28 protein-coding genes are annotated in these 25482 nt (G+C 46.9%); 24 read left to right on the plus strand and 4 right to left on the minus strand.

The features are described from left to right. Positions 1-7: 7 nt before the first annotated feature. Positions 8-1015 (minus strand): ATP-binding protein, encoded by a 1008-nt coding sequence (locus tag G7092_RS01840; RefSeq protein ID WP_166085630.1) that lies wholly within the window; start codon positions 1013-1015, stop codon positions 8-10. A gap of 378 nt (positions 1016-1393) precedes the next feature. Beyond that, complete coding sequence (locus G7092_RS01845; protein ID WP_166085632.1) at positions 1394-1645, minus strand: helix-turn-helix domain-containing protein; 252 nt, start codon at positions 1643-1645, stop codon at positions 1394-1396. A gap of 108 nt (positions 1646-1753) precedes the next feature. Here G7092_RS01845 and G7092_RS01850 point away from each other — a divergent pair, with 108 nt between their 5' ends. Beyond that, positions 1754-1990: a hypothetical protein gene (locus tag G7092_RS01850; protein ID WP_166085634.1), complete on the plus strand. Its 237-nt coding sequence runs from the start codon at positions 1754-1756 to the stop codon at positions 1988-1990. 342 nt (positions 1991-2332) lie between these two features. On the opposite strand, the gene G7092_RS01855 is transcribed toward G7092_RS01850, so the two are convergent. Both G7092_RS01855 and G7092_RS01860 read right to left on the minus strand, forming a co-directional pair. Beyond that, positions 2333-2695, minus strand: a complete 363-nt coding sequence (locus G7092_RS01855) for a LytR/AlgR family response regulator transcription factor (RefSeq protein WP_166085637.1) — start codon at positions 2693-2695, stop codon at positions 2333-2335. 322 nt (positions 2696-3017) lie between these two features. Then, positions 3018-3569, minus strand: coding sequence for a hypothetical protein (locus G7092_RS01860; protein WP_166085639.1), 552 nt, complete (start codon positions 3567-3569; stop codon positions 3018-3020). A 416-nt stretch (positions 3570-3985) separates the two neighbouring features. Here G7092_RS01860 and G7092_RS01865 point away from each other — a divergent pair, with 416 nt between their 5' ends. The 23 genes from G7092_RS01865 to G7092_RS01975 all read left to right on the plus strand — a co-directional run bounded on the left by G7092_RS01865 (position 3986) and on the right by G7092_RS01975 (position 25382). Further along, positions 3986-4243, plus strand: coding sequence for a hypothetical protein (locus G7092_RS01865; protein ID WP_166085641.1), 258 nt, complete (start codon positions 3986-3988; stop codon positions 4241-4243). A 195-nt stretch (positions 4244-4438) separates the two neighbouring features. Continuing rightward, positions 4439-4714 (plus strand): hypothetical protein, encoded by a 276-nt coding sequence (locus G7092_RS01870; RefSeq protein ID WP_166085643.1) that lies wholly within the window; start codon positions 4439-4441, stop codon positions 4712-4714. Positions 4715-4724: 10 nt separating this feature from the next. Next, positions 4725-5681, plus strand: coding sequence for a DUF8464 domain-containing protein (locus tag G7092_RS01875; RefSeq protein WP_166085645.1), 957 nt, complete (start codon positions 4725-4727; stop codon positions 5679-5681). A gap of 174 nt (positions 5682-5855) precedes the next feature. Further along, the gene (mobC, locus tag G7092_RS01880; RefSeq protein WP_166085647.1) at positions 5856-6260 is read left to right on the plus strand and encodes a plasmid mobilization relaxosome protein MobC; all 405 of its coding nucleotides are present in this window, start codon (positions 5856-5858) and stop codon (positions 6258-6260) included. Positions 6261-6589: 329 nt separating this feature from the next. Next, the gene (locus tag G7092_RS01885) at positions 6590-7702 is read left to right on the plus strand and encodes a relaxase/mobilization nuclease domain-containing protein (protein WP_166085649.1); all 1113 of its coding nucleotides are present in this window, start codon (positions 6590-6592) and stop codon (positions 7700-7702) included. A gap of 17 nt (positions 7703-7719) precedes the next feature. Next, positions 7720-8364 carry a ParA family protein gene (locus G7092_RS01890; RefSeq protein WP_166085651.1) on the plus strand — a complete coding sequence of 215 codons (645 nt, stop codon included), beginning with the start codon at positions 7720-7722 and terminating at the stop codon, positions 8362-8364. A 4-nt stretch (positions 8365-8368) separates the two neighbouring features. Further along, positions 8369-8704 (plus strand): hypothetical protein, encoded by a 336-nt coding sequence (locus G7092_RS01895; protein WP_166085653.1) that lies wholly within the window; start codon positions 8369-8371, stop codon positions 8702-8704. Beyond that, positions 8701-9009 carry a hypothetical protein gene (locus tag G7092_RS01900; protein ID WP_166085655.1) on the plus strand — a complete coding sequence of 103 codons (309 nt, stop codon included), beginning with the start codon at positions 8701-8703 and terminating at the stop codon, positions 9007-9009. The genes G7092_RS01895 and G7092_RS01900 overlap by 4 nt, the downstream gene beginning before the upstream one ends. Further along, complete coding sequence (locus G7092_RS01905; protein ID WP_166085656.1) at positions 9009-9296, plus strand: DUF4134 domain-containing protein; 288 nt, start codon at positions 9009-9011, stop codon at positions 9294-9296. The genes G7092_RS01900 and G7092_RS01905 overlap by 1 nt, the downstream gene beginning before the upstream one ends. 71 nt (positions 9297-9367) lie before the next feature. Continuing rightward, the gene (locus tag G7092_RS01910) at positions 9368-9676 is read left to right on the plus strand and encodes a DUF4134 domain-containing protein (protein WP_166085658.1); all 309 of its coding nucleotides are present in this window, start codon (positions 9368-9370) and stop codon (positions 9674-9676) included. Then, entirely contained in the window at positions 9673-9966 is a 294-nt protein-coding gene (locus G7092_RS01915) for a plasmid transfer protein (protein WP_166085660.1), read from the plus strand. Before G7092_RS01910 ends, G7092_RS01915 begins: the two co-directional genes overlap by 4 nt. Beyond that, the gene (locus G7092_RS01920) at positions 9947-12400 is read left to right on the plus strand and encodes a TraG family conjugative transposon ATPase (protein ID WP_166085662.1); all 2454 of its coding nucleotides are present in this window, start codon (positions 9947-9949) and stop codon (positions 12398-12400) included. Before G7092_RS01915 ends, G7092_RS01920 begins: the two co-directional genes overlap by 20 nt. After that, the gene (locus G7092_RS01925) at positions 12397-13062 is read left to right on the plus strand and encodes a hypothetical protein (RefSeq protein WP_166085664.1); all 666 of its coding nucleotides are present in this window, start codon (positions 12397-12399) and stop codon (positions 13060-13062) included. Before G7092_RS01920 ends, G7092_RS01925 begins: the two co-directional genes overlap by 4 nt. Before the next feature lie 109 nt (positions 13063-13171). Then, positions 13172-13843, plus strand: a complete 672-nt coding sequence (locus tag G7092_RS01930; RefSeq protein WP_166085666.1) for a hypothetical protein — start codon at positions 13172-13174, stop codon at positions 13841-13843. Then, on the plus strand, positions 13840-14502 hold the full coding sequence (locus G7092_RS01935; RefSeq protein ID WP_166085668.1) for a hypothetical protein: 663 nt from the start codon (positions 13840-13842) through the stop codon (positions 14500-14502). The genes G7092_RS01930 and G7092_RS01935 overlap by 4 nt, the downstream gene beginning before the upstream one ends. Beyond that, complete coding sequence (locus G7092_RS01940) at positions 14499-15278, plus strand: hypothetical protein (RefSeq protein WP_166085670.1); 780 nt, start codon at positions 14499-14501, stop codon at positions 15276-15278. The genes G7092_RS01935 and G7092_RS01940 overlap by 4 nt, the downstream gene beginning before the upstream one ends. Continuing rightward, positions 15278-16423: a TraJ family protein gene (locus G7092_RS01945; protein ID WP_166085672.1), complete on the plus strand. Its 1146-nt coding sequence runs from the start codon at positions 15278-15280 to the stop codon at positions 16421-16423. The genes G7092_RS01940 and G7092_RS01945 overlap by 1 nt, the downstream gene beginning before the upstream one ends. 14 nt (positions 16424-16437) lie before the next feature. Beyond that, on the plus strand, positions 16438-17052 hold the full coding sequence (gene traK, locus G7092_RS01950) for a conjugative transposon protein TraK (RefSeq protein WP_166085674.1): 615 nt from the start codon (positions 16438-16440) through the stop codon (positions 17050-17052). Next, positions 17030-17473 (plus strand): hypothetical protein, encoded by a 444-nt coding sequence (locus tag G7092_RS01955; protein WP_166085676.1) that lies wholly within the window; start codon positions 17030-17032, stop codon positions 17471-17473. The genes traK and G7092_RS01955 overlap by 23 nt, the downstream gene beginning before the upstream one ends. A gap of 3 nt (positions 17474-17476) precedes the next feature. Then, the gene (traM, locus tag G7092_RS01960) at positions 17477-18649 is read left to right on the plus strand and encodes a conjugative transposon protein TraM (protein WP_166085678.1); all 1173 of its coding nucleotides are present in this window, start codon (positions 17477-17479) and stop codon (positions 18647-18649) included. Position 18650: 1 nt separating this feature from the next. After that, complete coding sequence (locus G7092_RS01965) at positions 18651-19472, plus strand: DUF4138 domain-containing protein (RefSeq protein WP_235953757.1); 822 nt, start codon at positions 18651-18653, stop codon at positions 19470-19472. Positions 19473-19492: 20 nt separating this feature from the next. Next, positions 19493-19867 carry a hypothetical protein gene (locus G7092_RS01970; protein WP_166085682.1) on the plus strand — a complete coding sequence of 125 codons (375 nt, stop codon included), beginning with the start codon at positions 19493-19495 and terminating at the stop codon, positions 19865-19867. 43 nt (positions 19868-19910) lie between these two features. After that, the gene (locus G7092_RS01975; RefSeq protein WP_317169998.1) at positions 19911-25382 is read left to right on the plus strand and encodes a helicase-like domain-containing protein; all 5472 of its coding nucleotides are present in this window, start codon (positions 19911-19913) and stop codon (positions 25380-25382) included. Positions 25383-25482: the final 100 nt, after the last annotated feature.

Consider the following 25482-nt stretch of genomic DNA (forward strand, 5'->3'; position numbering starts at 1 on the left):
ACCGTCATTAGAGGCTGATATAAAATTTTGTGCCTTTGTTTTCTGTCGATTTAAAACAGATATGGCCTCCATGTTGCTCAATACATTGTTTGCAGAAGCACAGGCCGAGGCCAATCGACGGTTCTCCGTTTGTCCCCGGCCGACCAGCAGTCGTGAATCTTTTAAAAATTTCTGGCTGATATTTATTGGGGATACCAATTCCCGCATCGGCAATCTTTAAAATGATTTGGTTACCTTCTACTTTAGTACTAACCTTAATAGTAGATGATGGATAAGAAAACTTAATTGCATTACTAATTACGTTTTGCACTGCTCTTTTAACCTGAATGCGGTCAATGTCTTTTGTTACATGTTCTTTGCAAAAATCGGTCTTGATAACGATGTTCTTTAAGAGGCTTAAGCCTTTTTGCTCCGAAACGCAGCGCCCGTAAAACGCGTTCATTTCAGTTGGCTCTTTTACTAACGGCCGATTATTATCAATTTCCATATATAATAGGTCGTCTAGAATATCCATTGCATGTTTACAGGAAGAACCACATAATTCAATCAATTCGAGGTTATCATTGTCAGTAACGGAAGCATTGAGCAATTGAATCAGATTGGTCAAGTTGCTGATCGGATTTCTAAGATCATGGATTACCTTTTGGTAATCTTGCTCGCTTTCTGTTAATGCCTGGGCAAAACGGCCAGTAATGGTCATAAGGGAAATCACACCGATAAATTTTTGATCATCATAGACGGGCAAGAAGTCGTAACCTTTATCCTGCATAATCTTAAACACCTCGAAAATGGTTTGCTCAGGAGATAACCGTGGTTTATTGATGTCGCAATCGATCAGGTTTCTGCTTTCTGGATGGGAATACAAGTCTTTAAGAGTCACGATCCCGGTGGTATGCAGTTCTTCATCTATTACGGCAATGTAGTTCACATTATTAAGGTATTTCAATACATCACGGGTATCGTCTAAAACAGAAGTAGCGGAAACGTTTCGGTCTATTAATGTGTTTATCTTCATGGGATAAGGTTGAGCTATCGGCCGGAGAGTAATTTTAAATGGAGCACAGCATATATATTATCATAATAGTCAAGGCTTCCTAATTTACAAAAGATGGCGTAGAACTTACCCATCCATTTAGAGGTACTGGTATACCCGCGCACGAAACAAGCAAGCCTACGCCAAAGCATAGGCGTTATTGCTTTGTTCCTCGTGCGCAAAAATTACCAGTTTTCTAAACGAGTTGAGCTAAACGCTATATCTTTAATAAATATTTTATACAGATACCATCCCTTGGATCGTATCATATACAAACAAAAGTAAAAATTTAGTTGATATTATTTGGCGGAGCCAACAGTAATAGCAATATCTGTCGGTAGATTCGTACTCTTTTACAGTTTAATGATTATCAGTCAATTCGAAGCCTGGAAAATCTATCAAATCTTTCGGAGCGAGTTGAAGTGCTTTGGCAAGTTCCCTGAGCGTCAGGATGGTAATATTGATCTTTCCGCTTTCGATTTTTTGAATATCACTGTAGTCAATATTGCAAAGAAGAGCCATCTTTCGATAAGTAAGTTTTTTAGCGAGCCTTAACGTTTTAAGATGTTTTCCAAATACAATGAGTGTTTCTTTATCGAAATCTTTGATCATTACGGGACAGCAAATGAACAGGGAAGATGTAATAATAATCAGGCAATGATGTTGGTGAATAACCCAACAACCTGTAGATTTGGTGATAGCAAGCCTTTAGTTAAAGACATGGAAAGATTTGAATCAAAATTAGAGCGGACGATAAACGAAATATTTGGTGAGGAACCATTTAATGCTGTTGACGAGCAGTTGTTTAAATGGCTGATGTTTTCCATGATTGGAAACGGCCGGCATATTCGCAACCTTGACAGTTTGAACTACACTTTATTCAAAGAAAAATTGAATATTTTGCTCGATGCAGTATATGAATGGCAGGTTGATGAGTTACAACGCATCGATCGCTAGACTTAAACGTCAATGGCGTCAACGTGATCAGTTAAATATTAAATTGAAAACCTGGCATGTTAGTAAGAGTTGAAATTCCTTTTGCAATGACCTCGTAACTTACCGAGTGCTTCACGCATTGTTTGGAATTCATGATTATTTCAATCCAGGAATCATACCATAATAAGGATCATAGGGCCCAGCAACTAAATGTTGGGATATTCACCAACTTTTTTAAGTAAACATTGGGATATTTAATATTAAAAAGTAGATTTGCTCATTCTTAGCGGATACCCTATCCGCTAATTGTGATAAGGTTTAGGTAAAAGCTTCCCGCAGCAAGTGTTGGGGGGCTTTTTTTTTCTATACTTTCGACTTGACAGCGGCTTTACATGCCTGTAAAAGCCTTTCACATGGATATGGTTTTGGAAGTATTGCAGTAAGTTTCATTCCAAAAGCCTTGATTTTGGATTCAAACTCAGCAGAAATTATGATGACTTGGACATTTCCCGGTATCTCCTTTATAAACTCCGGAGCGTTTATTTGTCCCATATGGAAATCAAGAAATATCAAATCTATTTTACCGGACTGTAGTAAGGCCCGCGCATCGAAGGGGTTAGTAAATGTTCCTAGAAGTTTTACAGACGGAATATTTCGGCAACATTCTTTCAAAAATTTATTACAGTGTTCCTCATCATCTATGCCTATGCAATTTAATACCGTCATTACAATAACTCCTTTATCAAATTTAGCATTCCTTTTATTAAAGCGCAACACGGTAAAGACAGCCACTAATCCATGCTGACCATTTCTTAACTGGCTTTCTGAAACAGGTACTTTCAGTAAAGCGACAAAACGGATGATTTAAATTATGAGCTGACATCTAGAGCTATAAACCTAAAACAGGGGAAATTAAAATTTATTGAACGATAGAGACGAATCAGTTATCATATGATGTTCAAGCTATAGCTGACTTATAATATATTATTACCGGAACGTCGATCGAGCTAAATTTCGAAATAAATAGCAGACATAATGCTCATGACCGCTATTTCACTTTCATTCGCGAATAGTCGTAGGCATTTCTTTTATCTAAACGGGCCAGTTCATCGTAATAGTTGTTGGCCAGCATTTTATAATAATCGTATCGTTTTTTCCGATCGGCCATTTGTTGTGCATTGAAACGCCATGTTTCGATTGGCGCATACCTGTTCGTTAATTCTTTGCATATCTGAGCCCTTAGTACCTTCAGTCCGAAATTTTGCATTTTTAAACTGTCTGCCTTGTCGGCCATTTTTTTTGCTTGCAGTAACTTATTGGTCGCATTACTATTCGTAGACAGGTCTGGATTAAAAACGAATGTATTAAACTGTACATATAACAAGGCCCGGTAAAATAAACTGGTCGTATCGTTTGGATGCTGCACCAAGTTTCTATCGAGGCTATCAGTAACACCTTGAAAGTCCTTTTCTTTAGGCCGGTGCATCGGGTCATTGACAAAGATCTGCCCGTTTGTAACTTTTACTACTATCTGGCCCCAAACGGAACCTACTGTTGTCAGCAACAAAATTAATAAGGGATAAAATACAGTCTTATTCATCTTGAATAAATTTTATTAATGAATTTATTATTAGTTGGCACTCTGCTTTAAAGCGCTAACATTTCAAACTTCATCTATACTTCTTTAACAAAAGCAATCTCCTTCATTTAAATCTATTAAACGATAAAATTGCAAAAATGATTGTGAGTAATTTCAATTTATTGGTCGCCATAGTCATTTTCATTAAAAACTTATTTCTCAACTTATTATTGCTCACTGTAATTGGTTCAAGTAATCTACTTAATCCATTCGTGCCCCCCCGGGTTGATTTGGTTTTCCATAAACACTGCACTGTCTTACCTCGTTAGTTATCAACCCTTAACTCGAACCTTAAAAAAAATCGTTAGTGCCCCCTGTAGTGCCTCTTGAAAGAAAAATTCGACGTCCGGCAACCTTTGTCTTGTCATCCTCAGGCTATGAAACCAAACGAACTGATCGGATTATTTACAGCGGCTGCGGTCGCCGGTGCCAGTGAAGTACTGGCGACGGAACGCCTCCTACCTGAAACGATCAGCAAGTCGGAAGCCTACCGGCGCTATGGCCGCACTTGTGTGGACCGTTGGATTGCCGAAGGCCTCATCATCCCTGACGGAAAGACGCTTAGCCGCGCTGCCTTGGAAGCTGTAAGTGCTTCCAGCAACCGGCTGACCTATCTGCCTGTGGCAGAAAGGTAACGGACGTTATTTGACATGTGGGGACGAAACATTATCCGCCGGAAAAGCGGAAATCGGGCGAAGGTGAGCGTAAAGCCGCAATATGCTGAAAGCGCCCGGGCAGGCTGAGAGGCCCGTATTGTAGAATATGACGTGAGTATGTCCCGAATTGTCTTGAAGGGGGCCCAAGTGGCCCCCTTTTTTATTGCATCAAATATGGAAAATCTATTGAGCGCCCAGCAACTTCGAACCATTGTCCGGGAAGCCGCGGAGCTTGGGGCCATCATCGCACTCGTCAGAACCGGTAAAATACCACCTTACCTGAAAAAACGTGAAGCGTACCGCCGCTTTGGAAAATGTTATATCGAGCGGTTGCTGGCAAAAGGCGAGCTAACAATCCGGAGCGACGGTAATCATTCAGCCGCCTGGCGAATTGACCGCATAGAGATAGAGGCCATTGCCAGAGGCCTGGAAATCTGGCGCCAACTATAATTTAAATTTTATGGAAATGACAATGAACCCTGCGGTCATTCGGGAACAGGTATCTATTACCGGCCTGCTGGCGCGACTTGGATACCAGCCCGCGCATAACTCCGGGCGAGAGATCTTGTACAGCAACGTGCTACATCATGACGGCAAAAAGCCGTCACTCTGCGTAAACGATAGCCTTGGCGTCTGGTATGACCACGGCACCGGGAAAGGCGGTAATGTGATCGATTTCGGTTTAGCCTTCTGGCCGGAGCTCGAGATCAGGGATGTTTGCGGGAAACTTCACGAAATTATGGAGCAGGCTCTACCTGCCGTTTCCCTATTAAAGCCATCCCGGCGTAAACGGCATAAAACATTGATCCAACCCTATTACCGCGTAGATAAGGTTTGTGAGCTTGGCAGAACCCCATCAATCCGTCTGTTTCTGGAAAAACGCGGGATATGGGAAGCAGCACAGGGTATTTTAAAGGAGATACATTATCATAGTGTGCATGCTAAACTACAGCCCAGGCAGTTTTCCGCCGCCGGACATCGCAATGAAGCCGGGAGCTGGCAGGTTCGCAATAAATATTTTAAAGGTTGCCTGGGCAATAAAGGGCTTACTTTTTTTCCGGGAGATAGCCGAAGGTTATGTGTATTCAAAGATATTTTCGATTATCTAAGCTGGAAACATGATCACCCTGAAGCGCCGGATAGTATTTTAATGATCAACAGTTACAGTTTGCTGCCTGCTGCGATCAAAATGGCGATGCGGTATCCAAACCTGAATGTTTATTTTGATCATACACCGGATGGACACGAATCTTTACGCCGCTTTATTACCGAGTTGCCGTATGCCACCGACGGGACACCTGCTTTTCACGGGCACCATGATTACAGCGAAAAACGCCGTACCGAGGCACGAACAGCATTCGAAGCAAAAAAAGCCAACAACCTGTTTAAAAAAATTCAGGTTCCTTTTGAGCGCTAAGCGCCTGAAAACTCCAAAAAGTTCCGTTTTACTAAGGCAGGGGCCTTCTTGTTTTTTACCCTGCAAGATGTCTTTTTGTCCGACGGAAACCCCTTCGGGTTTTCCAGTCTACCAAAAAGAATCTTGCCCGGCTGATGCCGGGGGAAGAAATTTCGCAACTCAATTTCTTTGTTTATGACCAGGAACAAAGGCGGCAGGCCGCCGTCGGGCAAGGACAAGCGATCCTTTAAGATCGATGTCCGGTTTACGGAAGCGGAATACCGCCAGGTAGAGCAATTAGAAAAAGAACTGGGCCTAAAAAAGACCGATGTCGTCAGGCGGAAGCTATTAAATGAAGGGAAGGGCCTTACAGTAAACACCGCTGAATTAATGAAACGGCTGGATGCTATCAGCCTGGAATTATCAAGGAGTGGGAACAATATCAATCAGTTGGCACGGTACGCAAATCGCCTGCAAAAACGCAGCCTTTTATCACCTCCGGTCATTGATGAATATCTGCGGCTACTCCGGCACCATGACAATAAACAAATGGAACTTGCCCTGCTTTTCCGAAAACTCATCAGGGCGTTGATCCCATGATCGGCTGTAATATCGTTCTGCTGTTCCAGAGCTATGTGGCAATACTGCAATAGCGATATATTGATCTGTTGTACTTCGTTACTTTGCTCTATTGTTTCATAATTAGTATGTTATTCCGATACCCAATTATATGGCTATTTGGTTCTTTTGTTAGCAAGTTAGCCTGTTATATCGTTTTAATGATATGAAGCTACTTTGATCAGTTATTACAATGCTCTTTGTTCTCTTGCTTCTTCGTTACATCGTTACTCAATTAGGATGTTACAACGATATCCGGTTATTCAAATCTATAGAGATTCAATTCTGCTGTTATATGGTTGCGTTATGCTATGATCGTTAAAATCTTTCGGGCCGGTGCCACCTTTAAGGCGATAACCTATAATTTCGATAAAATTGCCAAAGGCCAGGCGACTTTAATGAAGGTTTCAGGATTCGGAGCTTTACGGCATTTGCATGAAGTACGGCCTGAAGATTACCGCAATTACCTCGAAGTCCTGTCGGGGCTCAACCGCAATGTACGGCTGCCTCAATTTCATGCCATGATCTCAGCGCCTGACCATGCCATTGATAACGATAAGCTGGCAAAACTTGCCGGACAATGGTTGGACCGGATGGGCTATAAAGATCAGCCTTATATTTTAGTTCATCACCGGGATACGGATCAATCCCATGTGCACATGGTCAGTACACGCGTTGACCGCGCCGGAAAGAAGATAGACAGTGCATTTGAATACCGCAGGGCCGTCAACCAACTAAACCATTTGCTGCAAAAAGACGAAGCACACCAGGCACAGTTGGATGCAGGAAAGGCCTTGCAATACCAGTGTTCCACAAAAGCACAAGTGCTGCTTTTAATGGAAGGCATGGGTTATCAGGTCCGCGAGAAAGATGGTGAATTGCTGGTCTATAAATTCGGACGGCAGCTTTTTGCGATAAATGAAAAACGCGTAGATGAATGCCTTGCGGCATTCGTCCCTGATAAATCACAGGCCATTCGCTGGAAAGCGATATTTGATAAGTACCGGGCTTTCTACAATGCCGTTCCGGAACGATCAATTGTCAGCCTTTCAGGCGGAAGAACTTCTCCGACCGGCCCGTTCCGATCCGACCTTTCTGATTTCCTGAGAAAGGAATTCGGTATCGAGTTGGTCTTTCACGCGTCGGGCAATAAACCTCCTTACGGTTATACCGTCATTGATCACCTGCAGCAGCGGGTGTTTAAAGGCAGTGAGATCATGAAGCTGGCGGTATTGGTCGGACCAGATTCCGCAGTTTTAAAACATGGCATACCTGAGAGTCAGACAGTGGAAACAGCAGGCCATAGCGCAAAAAACACCCAACTCACTTATTTCCGTCCGTATCTGGCTAACGACATTGATGATCAGCAGATACACGGGCCGCGCAGGCGCAGGCAGAAAAAAGCGCGTACTAACACCCGTTAACATTTAATCTTAATTTCATGAACATTCTAATCGGCAACCAGAAAGGCGGGTGCGGAAAGAGCACGATCGCACTTTTGCTTGCGAACTTCTTGACATTGGTCAAACACCAGAAGGTCACTCTTATCGACATGGATTATCAACAATCCATTGCTCAAAAGTTTGAAAAAGCGAAAGTGCTGGAAAATAAACCGCCATACGATGTCGTGGCAGCTCAACTGGCCCATTATCCTGTATTGCAAAGCGCCATCATGCAAACTCCAAATGAAGCGGTCATCATCGACCTTCCGGGTAAACTGGATGATGACGGACTATTGCCGGTTTTCGGATCGGCGGATCTGTTGATCTGTCCGTTCTCCTATGATGAATTTAGCTTCGATTCCACGGTTTTATTTGCTATCGTGCTGCGCAAGCTCAATCCTGAGATCCCGATCATTTTCATACCCAACAGAGTAAAAGCTAATGTCCGCTATGAGACAATGCAGGAGGTGAACAAACAGCTATCTAAATTGGGTGATCTGGCGCCATTGATCCCGGACAGAATAGACTTTCAGCGCGTCACCACCTTCATGACGCCGCTGCCTGTTCTTCCGGTCATTATCCCGGTCTTTGACCAGATCTATCACACAATAGAGCAAAAACTGTCTGTAAACGGCAATGGCTAATGCGATGACAAAGATCACCACACTGGCTGATGAGATACGCAACCGTATCGCGCAGCCGCAAGCCGAAAAGGCAGAACAGGCCAAGGCAGCAAAAGCAATGAAAACCCATGCGGAAGAAGCTCAAATTCTACAGCTGATCAGGGCCTATGATAACTCAAACCACAAGAGCCTCGTCCATGTACGGTTTGATGAAAAAACTGCGAGAACCCTGAATCATTTTAAAATGGCAACCGGGATCGATGTCACCCGCCTGGTGGCCTTCGCCGTTAAACAGCTATTCGAGGGAAACCCCGAACTCAAAGCGATCATAAAACAATTTATTCAAAACATGACCTTATGACCTGGATCAAATTTATCTCCTGGTTAGCCGCGCTGTATGCATTCTATTACTTATTGAACATTGCATGGGACCTCATGCGCAGAAAACAAACGGGTTTAAAAGAACCTGCTCCCGAACTGCACTTTGAAGAAACCATAGCGCCATTGCAGGTAGCTTCTGAAGCGCAAGAAGAAAAAAAAACAGTGCCTTCTTCAAAAGATAAAGGCGATGTTGCGACCTCCGCTCTTGGCGGGGTCAGGGTAAAAGACCTGTTTCAGCTTGCCAAGTTAGAGCTGATCGCCTACAACCAGTCGGTGACCTTCTAATGAAGAAGCTGCTGATCTTGTTCCTGTTGATGCCTTCCGCTGCCATTTGCCAGCCGGGTATTAACGAAATGCAGGAAGCCCGTTCAGACCTTACGCAGTCTTTTTTTTCGGCCCGTGATCTGTCACTTGTGTTAGCCGCTATTCTTGGCATCATTGGTGCCGTGCGCATTTATCACAACTTACAAATGGGCCGCGAACGCTTCACGGCTGAAGTGGCTGCCTGGTTCTTTTCCGCCTTGTTTATGGTTTTACTCGGCGCATTCTGTCAGGCCGTTTTCGGCATCTAAAACCAGCCATTTCCAAGTTAGCCGCATGAAATCATTAAGTCGGCTTCAAAAAATTCTTTTATGCTTTTTTCATGCTTAAAAACATCCGGCGCAAGCTGGCTTGGGTACTGGCGTTTATCGTCAGCCCAATTTTCGTATTTGCCCAAAGCGGCGTCAATGGCCTTAATGCCGCAACCTCCAACCTGAAAACCTACGTGGACCCGGTTACTGACATCACCTTGGTGATCGGCGGTATCGTCGGCATTGTCGGCGGTATCCGCGTGTACTCGAAGTGGAATTCGGGCGACCAGGACATTAACAAGGAGTTAATGGGATGGGGAGGTTCGTGTCTCTTTTTAGTGCTTTCCTCACTGATCATCAAAGCCTTTTTCGGTTTATGACAGCACGGAAATTTACAGTTTATAAGGGGCTCTCGCGGCCCCTTATTTACAAGGGTTTCCGGGGTAAATTTATTTACTGGGGTATCGGAGCAGTGCTTTCGGGTCTTGTTCTGGGCTCCGTCACGATGGCGGTCATCAATATGTGGCTTGGAACGGTCGTATTGATCGGCTGTATCGTAGGCGGCCTCGTCTACATCGCCTCGCGCCAGAAAAAGGGCTTGTACAATAAGACCCGGCAAAAAGGCATCTTCATCGTTACCCCCTCAATTTATGAACGCCCGGAAGTTTGAAACGCCGTACATCGGTGTGGATGCCGGTGACGACTTCGATATCCTGTATGGCGCAAGCGGCGAATTTTCGGTGGTCATTGCCATGAAAAACCCCGTTATTCAGCATTCGGCAGCAGCAGGAGATTACGACGAGTTTCATAACCTGCTGACCGGTATTATCAAAATTCTCGGCGACGGCTATTTGCTGCAAAAGCAGGATATTTTACACAAAGATCCGTTCAACCCGCCGCCTGCGGCAGAATACCTGCAACAAAAGTTTAATGCACATTTTGCAGGACGGGCAGCATTACGGATCGACACCTACCTGACCATCACCAGGCTGGTTAAAAAAGGGCGTTTTTATGTATACGACCCCAAACAGATAAGGGATTTCCGCACAGTTGTTCACAAGGTTTGCGATGTACTGAAAGCCGCCAAATGTGATCCGGTACTATTAGAGGAAGCGGCGATCAGCAATCTCGTTCGCCGCGTGCTGGCCATGCGATTTGGCAGTGCGCCATTTTCCCTTAACAATTTTAAGCCTACGGATACCGAAATATTAATGGGTGACCGGTCGATACGTTGCATTTCCCTGGTAAACAGCGAAAACGTGGATATGCCTTCGGAGATCGGAACGTTTACCGAACTTAACGAAAATGAGGCCGTACGCGGCTTTCCGGTTGATTTACTTTCGTTCCTGCATAAGGTTCCGGCATTTGAAGCGATCCTCTATAACCAGGTAATCGAAATTCCTGCACAGCAGGCATTACTTACCAAATTGGAAGTTAAGCGCAAGCGTCATTCCGGTATTCCTGACCCCGCGAACCTGCTTTGCGTAGAGGATATCGATCAATTGCTCAAAGACGTTGCACGGAATGGACAGTTGCTTGTCAATGTGCATTACAGCATCATCCTGACTGCATCCGCAACAGATATACAGCGATCAGTGAATTTCATTGAAAGCGCCTTGTTTCAGCTGGCCATCATCCCCAACCAGAACGCCTATAACCAATTAGAGTTATTCCGGGCCGCGATGCCAGGAAATGGTGTCGAACTGCGTAATTACGATTGGTTCCTGACGACAAGCGACGCCGCGCTTTGCCTTTTTTTCAAGGAGCGGCCGATGGAAGACGAACCCTCATCCTTCCGCATCAGGCTAACCGACCGCAAAGGCATCCCGGTGGCTATCGACCCTGCCGACCTTCCCATGCGCACGGGACGCATTAATAACAGGAATAAGTTCGTATTAGGGCCCAGCGGTTCAGGTAAGTCTTTTTTTATGAATTCGTTAGTAGAGCAATATCTGCTGTTTAACGTCGATGTGGTGATCGTTGATGTAGGCCATTCCTACTCAGGGCTATGCGCTTATTACGGTGGTAAATATATTACCTGGTCAGATGAGCGCCCAATAACGATGAATCCTTTCCTGATCACCGAAGATGAGTACAGCCTGGAAAAAAAGGATAACCTGGTTACCCTGATCGCGCTGCTCTGGAAAGGCGCCGGCGGATCGGTATCAACGATCGAACGAGACGTGTTGACGGCTACAGTAAGCGGATATTACGCGATCGCATTTAGCGAAGCATCAGCGATCGATCTTTCCTTCAATAGCTTTTATGAGTTCGCTCTTAATAAGATACCCGAGATCAAAAGCGAGGAACGTATTCCCTTCGACCTTGATGAGTTTCGTTATGTGCTCAAAAAGTTTTACCATGGCGGAGAATATGAAAGCATCCTGAACGAAGCCGGTGATCAATCCCTGCTTAACGAGCCGTTCATCGTATATGAAATTGACGCTTTACAGGATAATGCCGTATTACTACCCATAGTTACGCTCATCATTATGGATGTCTTTATCCAAAAGATGCGTAACCGTAAAAATCAGCGGAAAGTACTGATTCTCGAAGAAGCCTGGCGAGCCCTGATGTCGCCGATCATGAGTTCTTTTTTATTGTACCTGAACAAAACCGTCCGCAAATTCTGGGGAGAGGTAATTGAAGTGACACAGGAGCTTTCAGATATTATCAGCAACCCGGTTGTTAAAGACAGTATCATAAACAACTCCGACACGGTAATCCTGCTTGACCAACGTAAATTCAGGGATAATTATGGCGAGATCGGGAAAGTGCTTTCTATTTCCCCGACCGAACAACGGAAGATTTTCACCATCAACCAACTGGATAACCGGGATAACCGTGCGCGGTTTAACGAGGTTTACATCCGCCGGGGTTCAGTCGGCGAGGTTTACGGCGTTGAAGTGAGCCGGCATCAATATTATGTATATACAACGGAAAAACCTGAAAAGAATGCGGTTCAGATTTACTTTCACCATTACGGCTCCTATCCGGCCGCACTGGACGCTTTCCTTTCAGACCTGGATAACTCCGGCATATCTCCTGGTGACTTTATTCAAAAGATCAATCTTTACAATAAACCATTAACGCTTATAACATGAAAACATTAGTGCTCTTCATATCCGGCCTTTTACTTTCTGCGGCATCTTATGCGCAGGAACTGGTCGTTGACCCTGTGACATCCGGCGCCATGCTGGCAAACAGCGCTATCATTAACAGTCAGTTGAACAATACCAATAATAAATTAACGGCGATACAGACCGCACAGCTTGCCGTCAGCGGGCAATTGGTTATTGTCAATAACTTGCAGAACAAGATCTATAAAGGCTTGTCTGAAGTAGCATCCGTGATCAATAACCTGTATTCCATTAAAGATATCGCTGAAACCGGCTCCGATATTGTCAGCGACGTTGAAAAGGCAATACAGACCGCACGCAGCAACCCCGTCCTGCTCTTGTTTGCCCAGCAGGGGGCGCAGGATTTTGAAAAACGTGCCGTAGGCCTTGCAACCGATGTGTCTGCCTATGTATTGCGTGGCGGCAGCGATAATCTCATGGACAGCTCCGAACGCGGAAAACTGCTTAACCACATTGTTACCGAAATGCACGCGCTACGCGGCCTCGCCTACGGGATGCAGCGCGCCATGTACTGGGCCCAGATGCGCGGCATTTGGGCATCAATCAATCCATGGTCAACGTGGCAGAGTGAAGATGTGCGTATTGCCAACTCCGTGATCAGTGAAGCGAAATACTTGCATCGCTGAACAATACCGGGTATTACCCGAAGGCCTATGTATAAGTGTCTTGAGCAGGCAGGCCCGGCAAGGCTGGGACCAATATGGCGACCAGCCCACATTCTCTAACCCTTAATTCATGACCATCAAATATTTGCTGTTAACAGCTTTTTGCCTTTCGACATCGGTGCTATCTTACGGCCAGGGAAAGGTACTCGACATCCCGGAACTTTTACAACTGGTTTCCTATTCCAAATCGGAACATACGCTCCAAACCAACGCTCGGGATAAACAGACAACGGTCACCTCGACAGAAACGGCCAATAAAACTATGCTCGGTAAGATCAAGGATATGTACCGGACGCTGCAAACCCGGTACTCTACCCTTGGTACGGCGATCAGCGCCGCTAACGTCGGCATAGAGGCTGAACCGATGGTCAATAGTATCATCAGTTCGCAATCGCAACTTTATCAGCTGGCTCAAAAAAATCCCGCGATCATCGCTTTGGCCTACCAGACCGAAATCGATTTTGCCGAACAATCTCAGATGCTCATCCGCTACCTGGCAGGTCTGATCATTTCAATCGGGGACGTCAATCAAATGAAATCGTCCGACCGCAAGCTGCTTTTTGATTATGTGATCAGCGAACTTAGCAAGATACAAGACATGAGCAACCGCCTGGTGCGTAATGTACAGTTTGGCACGCTGGCTTCGCTTTTGCATCACCTGAATCCTTTTGACGATTTTGTCTATGAAGATCAGCACATGATCAGCAACATTCTGACCAATGCCAAATATTTAAAGCGATGAAAGCTTTTCTGCTATTGGCTTTCGGCTTTTTATACTCGGTCGCGATGGCGCAGGAAATGGTTATTGACCCGCAGCACTTGTTGGTTGTCCAGGAAAATCAAGCCGTCCGGATGGCCGCCGAAGGCACTCATCAGGATTATCTTAAAAAGATAAACGACAACGTAAATACCATTAACGCCAACGAATCGTCGGTGGTTGCAGCACAAACCCTTATTTACAATGCCCTGGCGAACGTAAACTCCGTCTTAAAGGATGGCCTCATGGCCAAACAAATTGCCCGTACAACTACAGACATCATCTATTACCTAAACGAAAGCATGATGCTGGCTAAAGATGATCCCCTGCTTTTATTGGTAACCGTAAAAATTCAGAACGAGTTCGGGCCGAAAGCTACCGCCATGGTGAGCGATATATCCGGTTTTATCCTCAAATCAGATGGAAATGTCCTTGCCGATTATAACGGCCGCGACCAGTTGCTGCGCAGGGTCGTCCAGCAGTTGCAGATACTGGATGGCATGGCTTATGGTACCTGGAAAGCGATGTATTGGGCCAAAGAGCGCGGGGTATTGAAAACCTTGAACCCCTTCGCCAGCTATATTAACAAAGATCGCGCTTTTGCCGCGCAGATCATTCAAAACGCAAAATTTTTAAACAAATGAAATTTATCCTATTAATGATCCTTACCCCGCTGTTCGCCCTGCGCGCCTGCGCGCAAAGGGTGGTCAGTGATGAAAGTGTTCGCTACCAGGAGGAACGCATGGTGTACCTGCAATGGGACCAGAATAAGTTCACCCCAAAAGCGGGCTTCCTCAGCCTGAACCCTTATTACTGGCTGACCTGGGGGCTGTTTGAGCCGAACTACCATAAGACCGACCTGCGACCTTTATCAGCTACAGGGCCACAAACGCAACGTCTGGCACTCGTCGGCACGATGAATTCGGTAGACAACAGCTATAAATTAAATTCTGATACCATCAGGAATACCGCCTTAACTTCCATTACGGAACAATCCGGGCTGTTATCCGATGCCGACCCCCTTTGGCTGTTGTACTACCGCCAGGAACTGGCGCCCGTTCTCAATTATTCCGATGAAACGATACTGGCGCCATTACCCTCACAGGTCAGGACAGCGGTCATTTCAGAAGGGTTGCTCCCATGGTACGAGAATGAACTGGCCATGTTGAAAGAGCGCATTAACGCAGCCCGAACAACGGATATGGATCGGGGATCGCGCATTATGGCCTATTACCGCTACCTGAAAGAGTACCGGACACTGGCAGCAACATGGGCAACACGCGTTGCAACTGCGCAGAAAAATATCCGCATGGTTAGCCAGCAGGCTAAAGTCAAGAGCATGCCCGTAATTACAACGGACTGGACGCCGGACACCGATGTGCAACTGGCCAAAAAAGTATTGGCAGAAAGACAGTACTGATGAAAAAGAAATTATTATTAATGATTATCCTATGCGTAATTAGCGTTAGCTGCTTCGCGCAGGATACCACTTATGGAAAGTCCCTGGAATTTCTCCAGGGGGACGGCGTTTATGAGTCGGGAATGATGACATTCCTGACCGGCCTGAAAGATTCGATATGGGCGAACTTTGACTTGTTCATTACCGATGCCAAAGCGCTGGCCGCCATTTTTATGATTATATTTTTTGCGGTTAAAAGTTACGAAATGATGGCCGGAGATAAGAAATTAGAGGTAATGCCCCTTTTAAGGCCCTTTGGCCTGGCTATGGTCATTCTCTGGTGGGGCGGGTTTGCCAGAATGGTCGCCTTTCCTACCGACTTAGTGGCCAATGAAACTCAGCAGATGTTCGCTTCGGAACAGGATAATGTCAACCAGCTCCGGTTTCAACGCGCAGATTTGATGAAGCAGGTAGCAGATTCGCTGTATACCTTCCAGGCCCAAACTGAAGTGGCAGCTAAAGAGTCGGATACATGGTATGGTAAAGCCTGGGATGCAGTCACATCGACCGTTAAGGAAGGTATTTCAACCGTTGTCGCCCCATTGATGGAACTCAAAGCCCGTCTTCAGATAAGCATTCAATTATTAATGACGCAGATTTTAGAACTGGCGGGTATCTGGATATTGAGAATCGCCACGTACATCATATTCATGATCCAGATTATCTATTCGAGCGTCCTGATCATTCTCGGGCCATTTGCGGTCGCGGTCAGTATTCTGCCCGCATTCCGGGATAGCTTTTCAACCTGGGTGGCCAGGTTCGTTTCCGTGAACCTCTATACCGGAATTGCCTACCTGATCATGTATCTCTGCGCTTTGATGCAGAAATATGCGCTGTCTTCAGAGATCAGCAAGTACCAGGAGCTGCTTCGTCCGGGAGCAAGCGGCCTGATGTCTAAATTCGCGGTATTCGCAGGAAACGGCGTGCTTTCTTTCGGCGAAGTTATCGTAGTCTTTTTTATCGGTGCCGTTTGTATGTTCACGGTGCCATCGATCTCAACCTGGATCATTTCCACGTCAGGGATCAGCTCAGCTTCTTCAGCATTTGGCCGCAACGCCTCGATGGTGGTGATGGCCGCCCGGAAGGCCGGCGGCGCCATGCTGTAAAATCAAAACTTTTCATGCTTATTAAAAATATCGAAGCCAAGATACGGCTTGCGACTGTCGTTGCTTTGGGCAGCCTCATCTGCTCCGTGGTCATCAGCGGCATCGTATCCATTTTCGCATTCAAGCAGGTAGCCAATGCACGTCAAAGTGTGTACATACTGGACAATAATGTGCCCATATTAGCGAAGCAGACGGATATGCAGGTGAACAGGCCTGCGGAATACAGGGCGCACGTTGACCTTTTCCATTCCCTGTTTTTTTCACTGACGCCCGATGACAAGTACATCGAATACCAGCTAAAAAAGGCGATGTACCTGATCGACGAATCCGGCGCCCGCGAGTATGACGACCTGAAGGAAAAAGGGTTTTTTACCTCTATACTGTCCTCCAGTTCGGTATTGACGCTGCAAACCGACTCTATCGTACTGGATATGCCAAGGCACTATTTCCGGTATTATGGTAAACTGAAGATCGACCGGCGCAGCTCCACGCTGACCCGCTCCCTGGTCACCGAAGGCTACCTGAAGGATATTCCGCGTAGCGACAATAACCCGCACGGTGTGCTGATCACCGGCTGGAAAACCCTTGAAAATAAAGACCTTTCCGATGTTCAAAAGAATTCATTCTAACAGAGATCCCGGTGAAACATTATGGAAATCGCTGCGCCAGGAATTCGGCAGCTATTTTGAACAGGCAGGAACAAGCTTCGGCCACTTCTGCGCGAACCATCCGAAGACCATTTTTGGCAGTATGGTTGCATTGCTGATACTTTCGGTAGCCTTGTCTTTCACGGTATTTCACCATCCCGCCCAGGGGCCGCGTTCAGGTTCGGCTGCACCTCACCACAACGCGAACCCGGTTAAAAGCCCGCATCCGCTGGATGACGGCTTTTCCCGGATACTGGAAACAGGTTCCGCTTTAAAACAGACCCTTGGGCTGAAACAGGAAGTAGAAGCCATCCTTGCCAAAGGCAAAATATCACCTGCGGACAGTCTGCGGCTTGAACGGGATTTGGATTCCCTGGCCGCTATTCAACATCAAATTCATTAATTTATGCAAATCAATTTTAAACAGCCGCGCTACATCGTGCCGTTGATATTGCTACCCTTTTTATGCCTGTTCTTTTATGTATTTCATGGAAAGGCGAAAGAAAAAGGGTCGGTAAACCAGCCGGCAGCTATTCAAGGCAATGTGGGCGACGTTTCGGCACACGTTAAAAAAAGTGCCCTCTCCGATAAGCTGGACGCTTTCCGGAACACCTATAAGGAAAGCGACGGCCTGACGGCAGTGTCGCCGGTCACCAATGACGAAACCGCCGGAACCAAGTTGTCAGCGGGTTATTCCGATAAACAGCGCATGCAACTGGATTCCATTGACCGCGCTATGAAAGCCCGTTTCAGTTCCGGCATGACTGCGCCTCCCGCCAAACAGGGAGCCTCCGTTCAAGACAGGCAGGTAACCGCTGCCTTAAATGCGCTGGCTGCACAACGAAAAGCAAAAACAGCTCCTGCAAGTTATGCTGGCAGCAACGCTGCCGAACGGGAAAAAGACCCTATGGCGGTCTTTAAGCAGCAGATGGCCTATGTGGACAGCATGCAAAAAGCAAATGACCCTGCGCTCAGATCGGAACGGGAAAAACAACAGGCCAAAGTTAAAGCACTTGCCGGACAGCCCGTGGCCCTGGAAGTACGCAAAGCGCCTGAAGGCAGCGGTGATTTCAATACCATCAAGCCGGATGAACACAGTGAGCTGATCTCCGCTATCATCGATGAGGATGTAACCGCTTATGCCGGATCGCGTATCCGGTTGCGCTTAATGGAAGATATCTGGGCAGGGAAAAACCTGATCCCTAAAGGAAGTATGCTTTATGGTCTTGTCAACGGGTTTACCCAGCAAAGGGTAACCTTTGTGATCAATTCCGTGCTGTCAGCCGGTCAGATACTGCCGGTAAAACTCTCTGTGTATGACCAGGATGGGATTTTAGGGCTGTACGTTCCTGCATCTGCATTCCGTGACTTCACAAAAGACCTGAGTGGTAATACCATGCAGGGCGTAAGTATAGAATCCGGCAGCGCCGGAAACCAACTGCTTATGAGTTCTATGGATAAGATATTTCAATCCACTTCTTCAGCCATTGCGGGCGCTATCCGCAAGAACAAGGCGAAGATCAAATACGGTACTTATGTGTACCTGGTCGATCCGCAAACCATTCAAAATAACCGTTAACATGAAAAAATATTTGTTATTGCTTGCCGTCATTATCACGGCAGCAGGGCAAGGCTTTGCCCAGCTCAAAAAACGCGACCTGCCGGTCGTTTATCTGCCCGGAAACGTATCTGTCCACTTTGTTTCACCCGAGCCGATCCGCTTTGTGGATATTTCCGTAAAGGCTATTTCCGGTGACCTTCCGGTGCCGAACATCCTGCGCATACATACGCACGATTCTATCACGCGCTTTAACGACGCCGTTGTTACGATCACCGGTGAAAAGTTTATTGCACAGTATCGCATCGTTCCCTGCCAGGACGATCATGATGGGACGGTACAGACTGAAATAGCCGTTGAGCCGTCAGATTGCCGGCCTTTGGATAATCCCGATATAGGCCTTTCACAACCCGAACTGAAAGCCAACGCCCTGCGCTTATTGTCGATGAGGCCGGACGATCCCGCCGAAAAGGTAAAAGCATTTGATCTTCTGGGTTTTCTTTATCATATCTATACGCTTGACGATTATATTTTCCTGGACATCGGATTTCGAAACAAAACACGGTTGCCCTATACGATCGACCAGTTACACTTTAGTATCGAGGATAAAAAAGTAACAAAGGCCAGCACCGTACAATCGGTCGAGGTCAAACCCTTTTTTGTGCTACAGGATATTCCTGCGTTCAATAAATACTACCGTAACATTTTTGTATTCAAAAAACTGACATTTCCGGGGAACAAGGTTTTTTGTATCGGCCTCAGTGAAAAACAGTTGTCAGGACGTACCCTGACCCTGAAAGCTGATTATAAGGACCTGCTTCACGCCGACGTCTTTCCAAGATAGGCGGGCCTAATCCTAAAATTATGGCAGAACCTACATTTCGCCTGGCAGCCGCGCTGGCGCGGCTTGACCCTGCCTTTTATATCCGTCTGCAGGAAGAAAATGCTGTTGCAGCATATTTGGCGGATTTTGACAGCATAGACAGCCTTGCTGAAACCTTGCCCTTATCTCCGTTCGATTTTCTCGAAGATGTTTTGGAAGCGGATTTTCATGGACACTGGCTCCGCTTTCATGAAGCCGGAACTATCCGCTATGAATTGCTCAATATCTGCGCGGCCTGTGAAATTACCCTAAAGGAATTCGGCTGGCATGAGGCAGACGACAGCCGTTTATTGCGCTACGCGGTGATCACCGCCATAGACGATTATTTACAGGAAGGAGGCGGCGATGGCTTATAATGCACGTGAGAAACTGGCCGCCAATATTGCCGCATTGCGCATCGTGTTAGATTGGGATGGTAAACGAAGCCTGAGCAATGCCGAAATTGATTCATTAAAAGCGTATTCCGGCTTCGGCGGGCTGAAAGCCGTGCTCTACCCGGCCGGTGAACGCGGCGAGTGGGTAAAAATGAACGCTTCTGAAGCCGACCTGCGGCTTTACCCACAGGTAATGGAACTGCATACCTTACTGAAAGATAAGTTAAGCAGCTACGGTTATAAGCGGGCACTTGATGACTTGCAGGATAGCTCTTTGACCGCTTACTATACGCCGGACCTTGTACCGAGGGCGATCTATACCGCCCTCGGTGACCGGGGCCTGTTACCCAAACGCCTTTATGAGCCAAGCGCCGGAGCGGGAATATTCGTTACCGAAGCGGCACGCCTGTTACCCGAACTACAAAATATCGCGGCGGTTGAAAAGGACTCCCTCACCGGAAAAGTGCTTTCGGCCATCTGTTCATCGCTTGCCGTACCGATTGACGTTCAGGTAAAGGGATTAGAAGAAACGCCTGCCGATGAAAAAGGCCGTTTCGACCTGATCGCTTCCAATATCCCGTTCGGCAATATATCTGTTTTCGATCCGGCATTTCGTAACGACAGCATCAGTGACCGTATCCATAACTATTTTTTTGCCAAGGGATTAGACAAGATCGGGCACGGCGGACTGCTGGCCTATCTGACTACGGATGCTTTTCTGAATACGCCGGGTAATGCCATGGCACGCAAATACCTGTTTACGCAGGCAGACTTTGTCAGCCTGCTGATCCTACCGGACAACCTGATGAAAGATCATGCGAACGTGGAAGCGCCAACGCACCTGTTACTGGTGCAAAAGAATGACCACAAGGACAGCTTTTCCGAAGCAGAGGAATTGTTATTATCCACCGTTGAGCAGAGTAGTGAAAATGGCATTTACCCTTTAAACGCCTATGTTCATCGTCACCAGGAGCTGATCATGGCCGACGAAATTGCTGAGGGCACCAATCAATATGGCAAGCCTGCGCGGGTCATCTGGCATAACGGGGATATGGAAGCGCTGTTTCCCGCTATGGTCGAACAACTGGCCAACGATATAGACGCCCGTTTTGATAAGGTACGGTTTGAAACGTTGCAACAGCAATTTGGCTTTGAAAAAGGTGAGCTGAAACAGCGCAATGAAGCGGTAAAAACAGAAACCAAAAAATTCACGTTCCTGGATGTCCCGGTACCTAAAGAAACCAATGTTGTCGCCCAGCTTGGCCTTTTTGATACCGCACCGCAGCCGGCAGGGAAAGCCCAGGCGTATTTATCGGACACCGACGAGGCGACAGTAGTTCCTTCCTCTGCGCGTATCATCAGCACGATCCGAACTACCGACCGGCCGGAACATGATACAGTGGTCTTATTGACGGCCCGTGCAAGATCAACCGGCCGTTATCTCTACAAGCAGTATTCCAATGCGGCAGAGGTAAAAGTGTCTGCCAAATGGCTGACCGGAACGGTCCTGCCGGATGAACTTAAAATACTGTCCGCGAAACTAAAGGGTTTTGGCTACGATTACCTTTATGAAGGCGACCGCAGCCTGGAACCTGCCTTTGGCCTCGTGCCTGAAAAGCCAAAAGGGTTTCGCAACCTCAAACCTTTTTATGTTAAGGATACGCTTGTTGTACATGGCGACAAGGCCGGCCTGATCGGTGCACCGGGAGAAACGGAAGCTGAATTTTTTCCCTTCGAGGAACAGGATCAGCGTGCATTTTATAAAGCCTATATCCTTGTACGCGATGCTTACATCGAACTGTTTAATACCGAATCACAAACGCTTACGGAACAGCCACGGCTGCGCGCAGCACTGACTGAGCATTACCAGGCTTTTACCGAAACCTACGGGGACCTGAACCGGACGTTTAACCGGTCAAGGATATTGAATGACCCGGCGTTCGGCTTCAGCACACTTTATTCACTGGAAAAACGCGAGGCCGACCGTTTTGTAAAAGCGGATATCCTGAATGGGCCCGTCTTTCCGCGACAGGAAGCCTTAAAAACAGACGACCCCGCTGAAGCGCTGGCCCGCTGCCTGAATGACAAAGGCTTCGTTGACCTCGGTTATATCTCCGGCGTAACGGGTCTTACCGAACAGGAAGTGATATCGGGACTTGAAAAACAGATCTTGTATAATCCTGCTGTTCAGGCATGGGAAACCACTGACCGTTACTTATCCGGCAACGTGGTTCAAAAACTGGCCGAAGCGGAAACTGCGCTGAAGGAAAATTCCGACCATTTGCAGATCGCGCGCAGCCTTGCAGCCATACAGCGGGCGCAGCCCGAAGCCATTCCCTTTGAATTATTGGAACTGGACTTCAACCTGGGTGAGCGGTGGATACCGGTAGATTATTACCAGCGTTTTGCAACCAAACTGTTTGGATTGAAAACCGAGGTCGAGTATTTCCCTTCGCTCGATACCTTCAAAGTCGGATATTCAGGAGGTAACGCCATCACTGACGGCGAGTTTTCAATCATGCCGAGGTCCGGGCAGAAAATGAAAGGGCATACCCTTTTGGAACATGCCCTTGAAAATACGAACCCTACGTTTAGCTATAAGGTAACGCGCGATGGCGAAGAGGTCAGGTTACCCGACAATGAAGCTATCCAGGCTGCGCATGAAAAGATAGAGATCATACGCGAGCGTTTTGTTGACTGGCTGAAGGAGCTGCCGGCCGAGGAAAAGCTCTTTTTGGAGAAGCAGTATAATAACATATTTAACTGCTATGCACTACGGGAATATGACGGCAGCCACCTCAATTTTCCTGGCCTTGACCTGAAAGCGGTCGGCGTACCGGCCTTATACGATTCCCAGCGTAACGCGGCCTGGCGCATTATCCAGAACAGGGGCGCCCTTATCGATCATGAAGTGGGCCTGGGAAAGACGCTCACCATGATCGTTGCCGCTATCGAGATGAAGCGTTTGGGCATTGTTTCCAAGCCGTCCATCCTGGCGCTGAAAGCCAATGTGATCCAGATCGCAGATACGTTCCGACGCGCGTACCCGAACGCAAAGATACTGGCGCCGAACGAGGATGATTTTTCGCCGGGCAAAAGACAACGGCTTTTTCTTCAGATCAAGAACAATAATTGGGACTGTGTGATCATGACGCATGAACAATTTGGGAAGATCCCGCAGGACCCTGAGATCCAGCGTGAGATATTACAGGATGAACTGGATAATGTGGCACGCGACCTGGCGACCCTGGAATTATTGGGCGCCGAGATCACCCGTAAGATGTTGAAAGGGTTACGGGTAAGACAGGCGAACCTACAGGCTGCGCTTGCGCAGTCGGTATTCGAAATTGAAAACAGGCAGGACGCCGGTATCTGTTTTCAGGACATGGGCATAGACCACTTATTTGTGGATGAAAGCCATAAATTCAAGAACCTCACCTTTACCACCCGGCATAACCGCGTAGCGGGGTTGGGCAATCCGCAAGGTAGCCAGCGGGCGCTCAACATGCTTTTTGCTGTCCGCTCACTGCAAAAGAAGTTCGATGCCGACCTCTGCGTCACGTTCTTATCCGGCACACCGATCTCTAACAGCTTAACGGAGATGTACCTCATCTTTAAGTACCTGCGGCCAAAGGAACTGGAGCGCCAGCGTATCGAGAACTTTGATGGCTGGGCGGCGGTCTACGCCCGTAAAACGGTAGACTTTGAATTTTCCGTCACCAACGAGATCATTCAAAAGGAAAGGTTCCGTCACTTTGTTAAAGTTCCTGAACTGGCGCTTTTTTATAATGAGATCACCGACTATAAAACCGCCGACCAGATCAACCTGGACAGGCCGGAGCTCGATGAGCAGTTGGTAAACATCAAACCTACGCCGGAACAGGAAGATTTCATTCAGCGACTGATGGAATTTGCCGAAACCGGCGATGCCTCGCTGATCGGCCGTGAACCGCTTAGCGACGATGAAGACAAGGCACGGATGCTGATCGCGACGAATTACGCCAAAAAAATGGCGACCGATATGCGCCTGATCGATGCGGAATCCTATAGCGACCATCCCGATAATAAGGTCAACACCTGTGCGCGCAAGGTGGATGAGTTCTATCGCCTGAGCAATGAATACAGGGGTACCCAACTGGTTTTCTGTGATATTGGTACGCCAAAAAGTGATGAATTTGATATTTATAATGCACTGAAGGAAAAGCTGGTACGGGATTTTAACATCCCGCCGAACCAGATCTCCTTTATTCATGACTGGCCGGAAAAGAAACGCCCGGAGATGTTTCGTATGATGAATAGCGGTTACATCCGGGTGATGATCGGCAGCACGGAAAAATTGGGAACCGGCACCAATATCCAGGAACGGGGCGTAGCTATGCACGACCTGGATATACCATGGCGGCCATCCGATCTCGACCAGCGCGGCGGACGTTTCAGCCGGAAAGGTAACTGGCTGGCAAAAGAACACTTTGATAACAAGGTCCCCCGCTTTATTTATGCGACCGAGAAATCACTGGATAACTACAAGTTCAACCTGCTTCAAAACAAACAGCGCTTTATCAGCCAGATCAAGAACAGCCAGTTAAGCGTACGTTCAATTGACGAAGGCGCTATGGATGAGCAGAGTGGTATGAGTTTTCCGGAATATATAGCCATCCTTTCCGGTGACACCTCGTTGCTTGATAAAACCCGCATCGACAAGAAGGTCGCTGTACTGGAAGGTTCGCGGTCAGCGCACTATAAAGAAGTGTCAAGGGCACGTATCCGCCTGGAAAATGTGGAGGTTGAGCGCGCCAAAATTGCCGTTACCTTAGATAAGCTGGCGCTCGATGAAGCTGATTATAAAGCCCTGCTTACCTATGACGATGAAGGTACCAAACGCAATCCTATCCAGATCACCGGTTTGGCTTCGGCAGACGCCGACGAGATCGGTAAGTATATTATTGATCAGTACCGGAACTGGAAACCGGGAAAAGGCGAATCCGAAGATAAGCAGATCGGTACTTTATACGGTTTTGACCTGTATATCCGCCAGCAGCGGGAAGGCATTGAAACCAATGGATTAATGGAATATAAATATTCCAACTCCCTGTATGCGGAGGGTCCAAAATCCGGCATCAAATACCTTTACAATGGGGGCTTGCCAAACGTGGACAATGCCAAACTTGCGGCACGGTATTTTATCAGCGCCATTGATCGTGTAGTAGCGTTGAAAGAAAAATATGAGAAAGAGGTTGCAGTACTGGATAAAGAAGTACCTGTTTTAAAAGGCATTATGGAGCGAGTGTTTGATAAGGAGCAGGAACTGGCAGACCTGAAAGCTGAAGCTGCCAGGCTACAGGAAAAAATCGCGGGGACTCTTCGCGACAGCCAGATGAAAATAGTAGAACATGATCAGGAAGAGGTTGAGGATATTGATGAAGACAATGTGTTGTCCTTAAACAGTGAAGAGGACACAGCGGAAAAACCAGACTTCCGAAAAGCTGTAGGCAGGTAGAGCTGTTGAATTATTCACATTCAATATCACCCAGGCATGTTTTTAAACCGCATACAAGCGGTTCTCTTACCAAAAATTCCATTCTTATGCGTAATTCTTT

It is taken from the genome of Mucilaginibacter inviolabilis (genome assembly GCF_011089895.1).
GTDB classification, from domain to species: domain Bacteria; phylum Bacteroidota; class Bacteroidia; order Sphingobacteriales; family Sphingobacteriaceae; genus Mucilaginibacter; species Mucilaginibacter inviolabilis.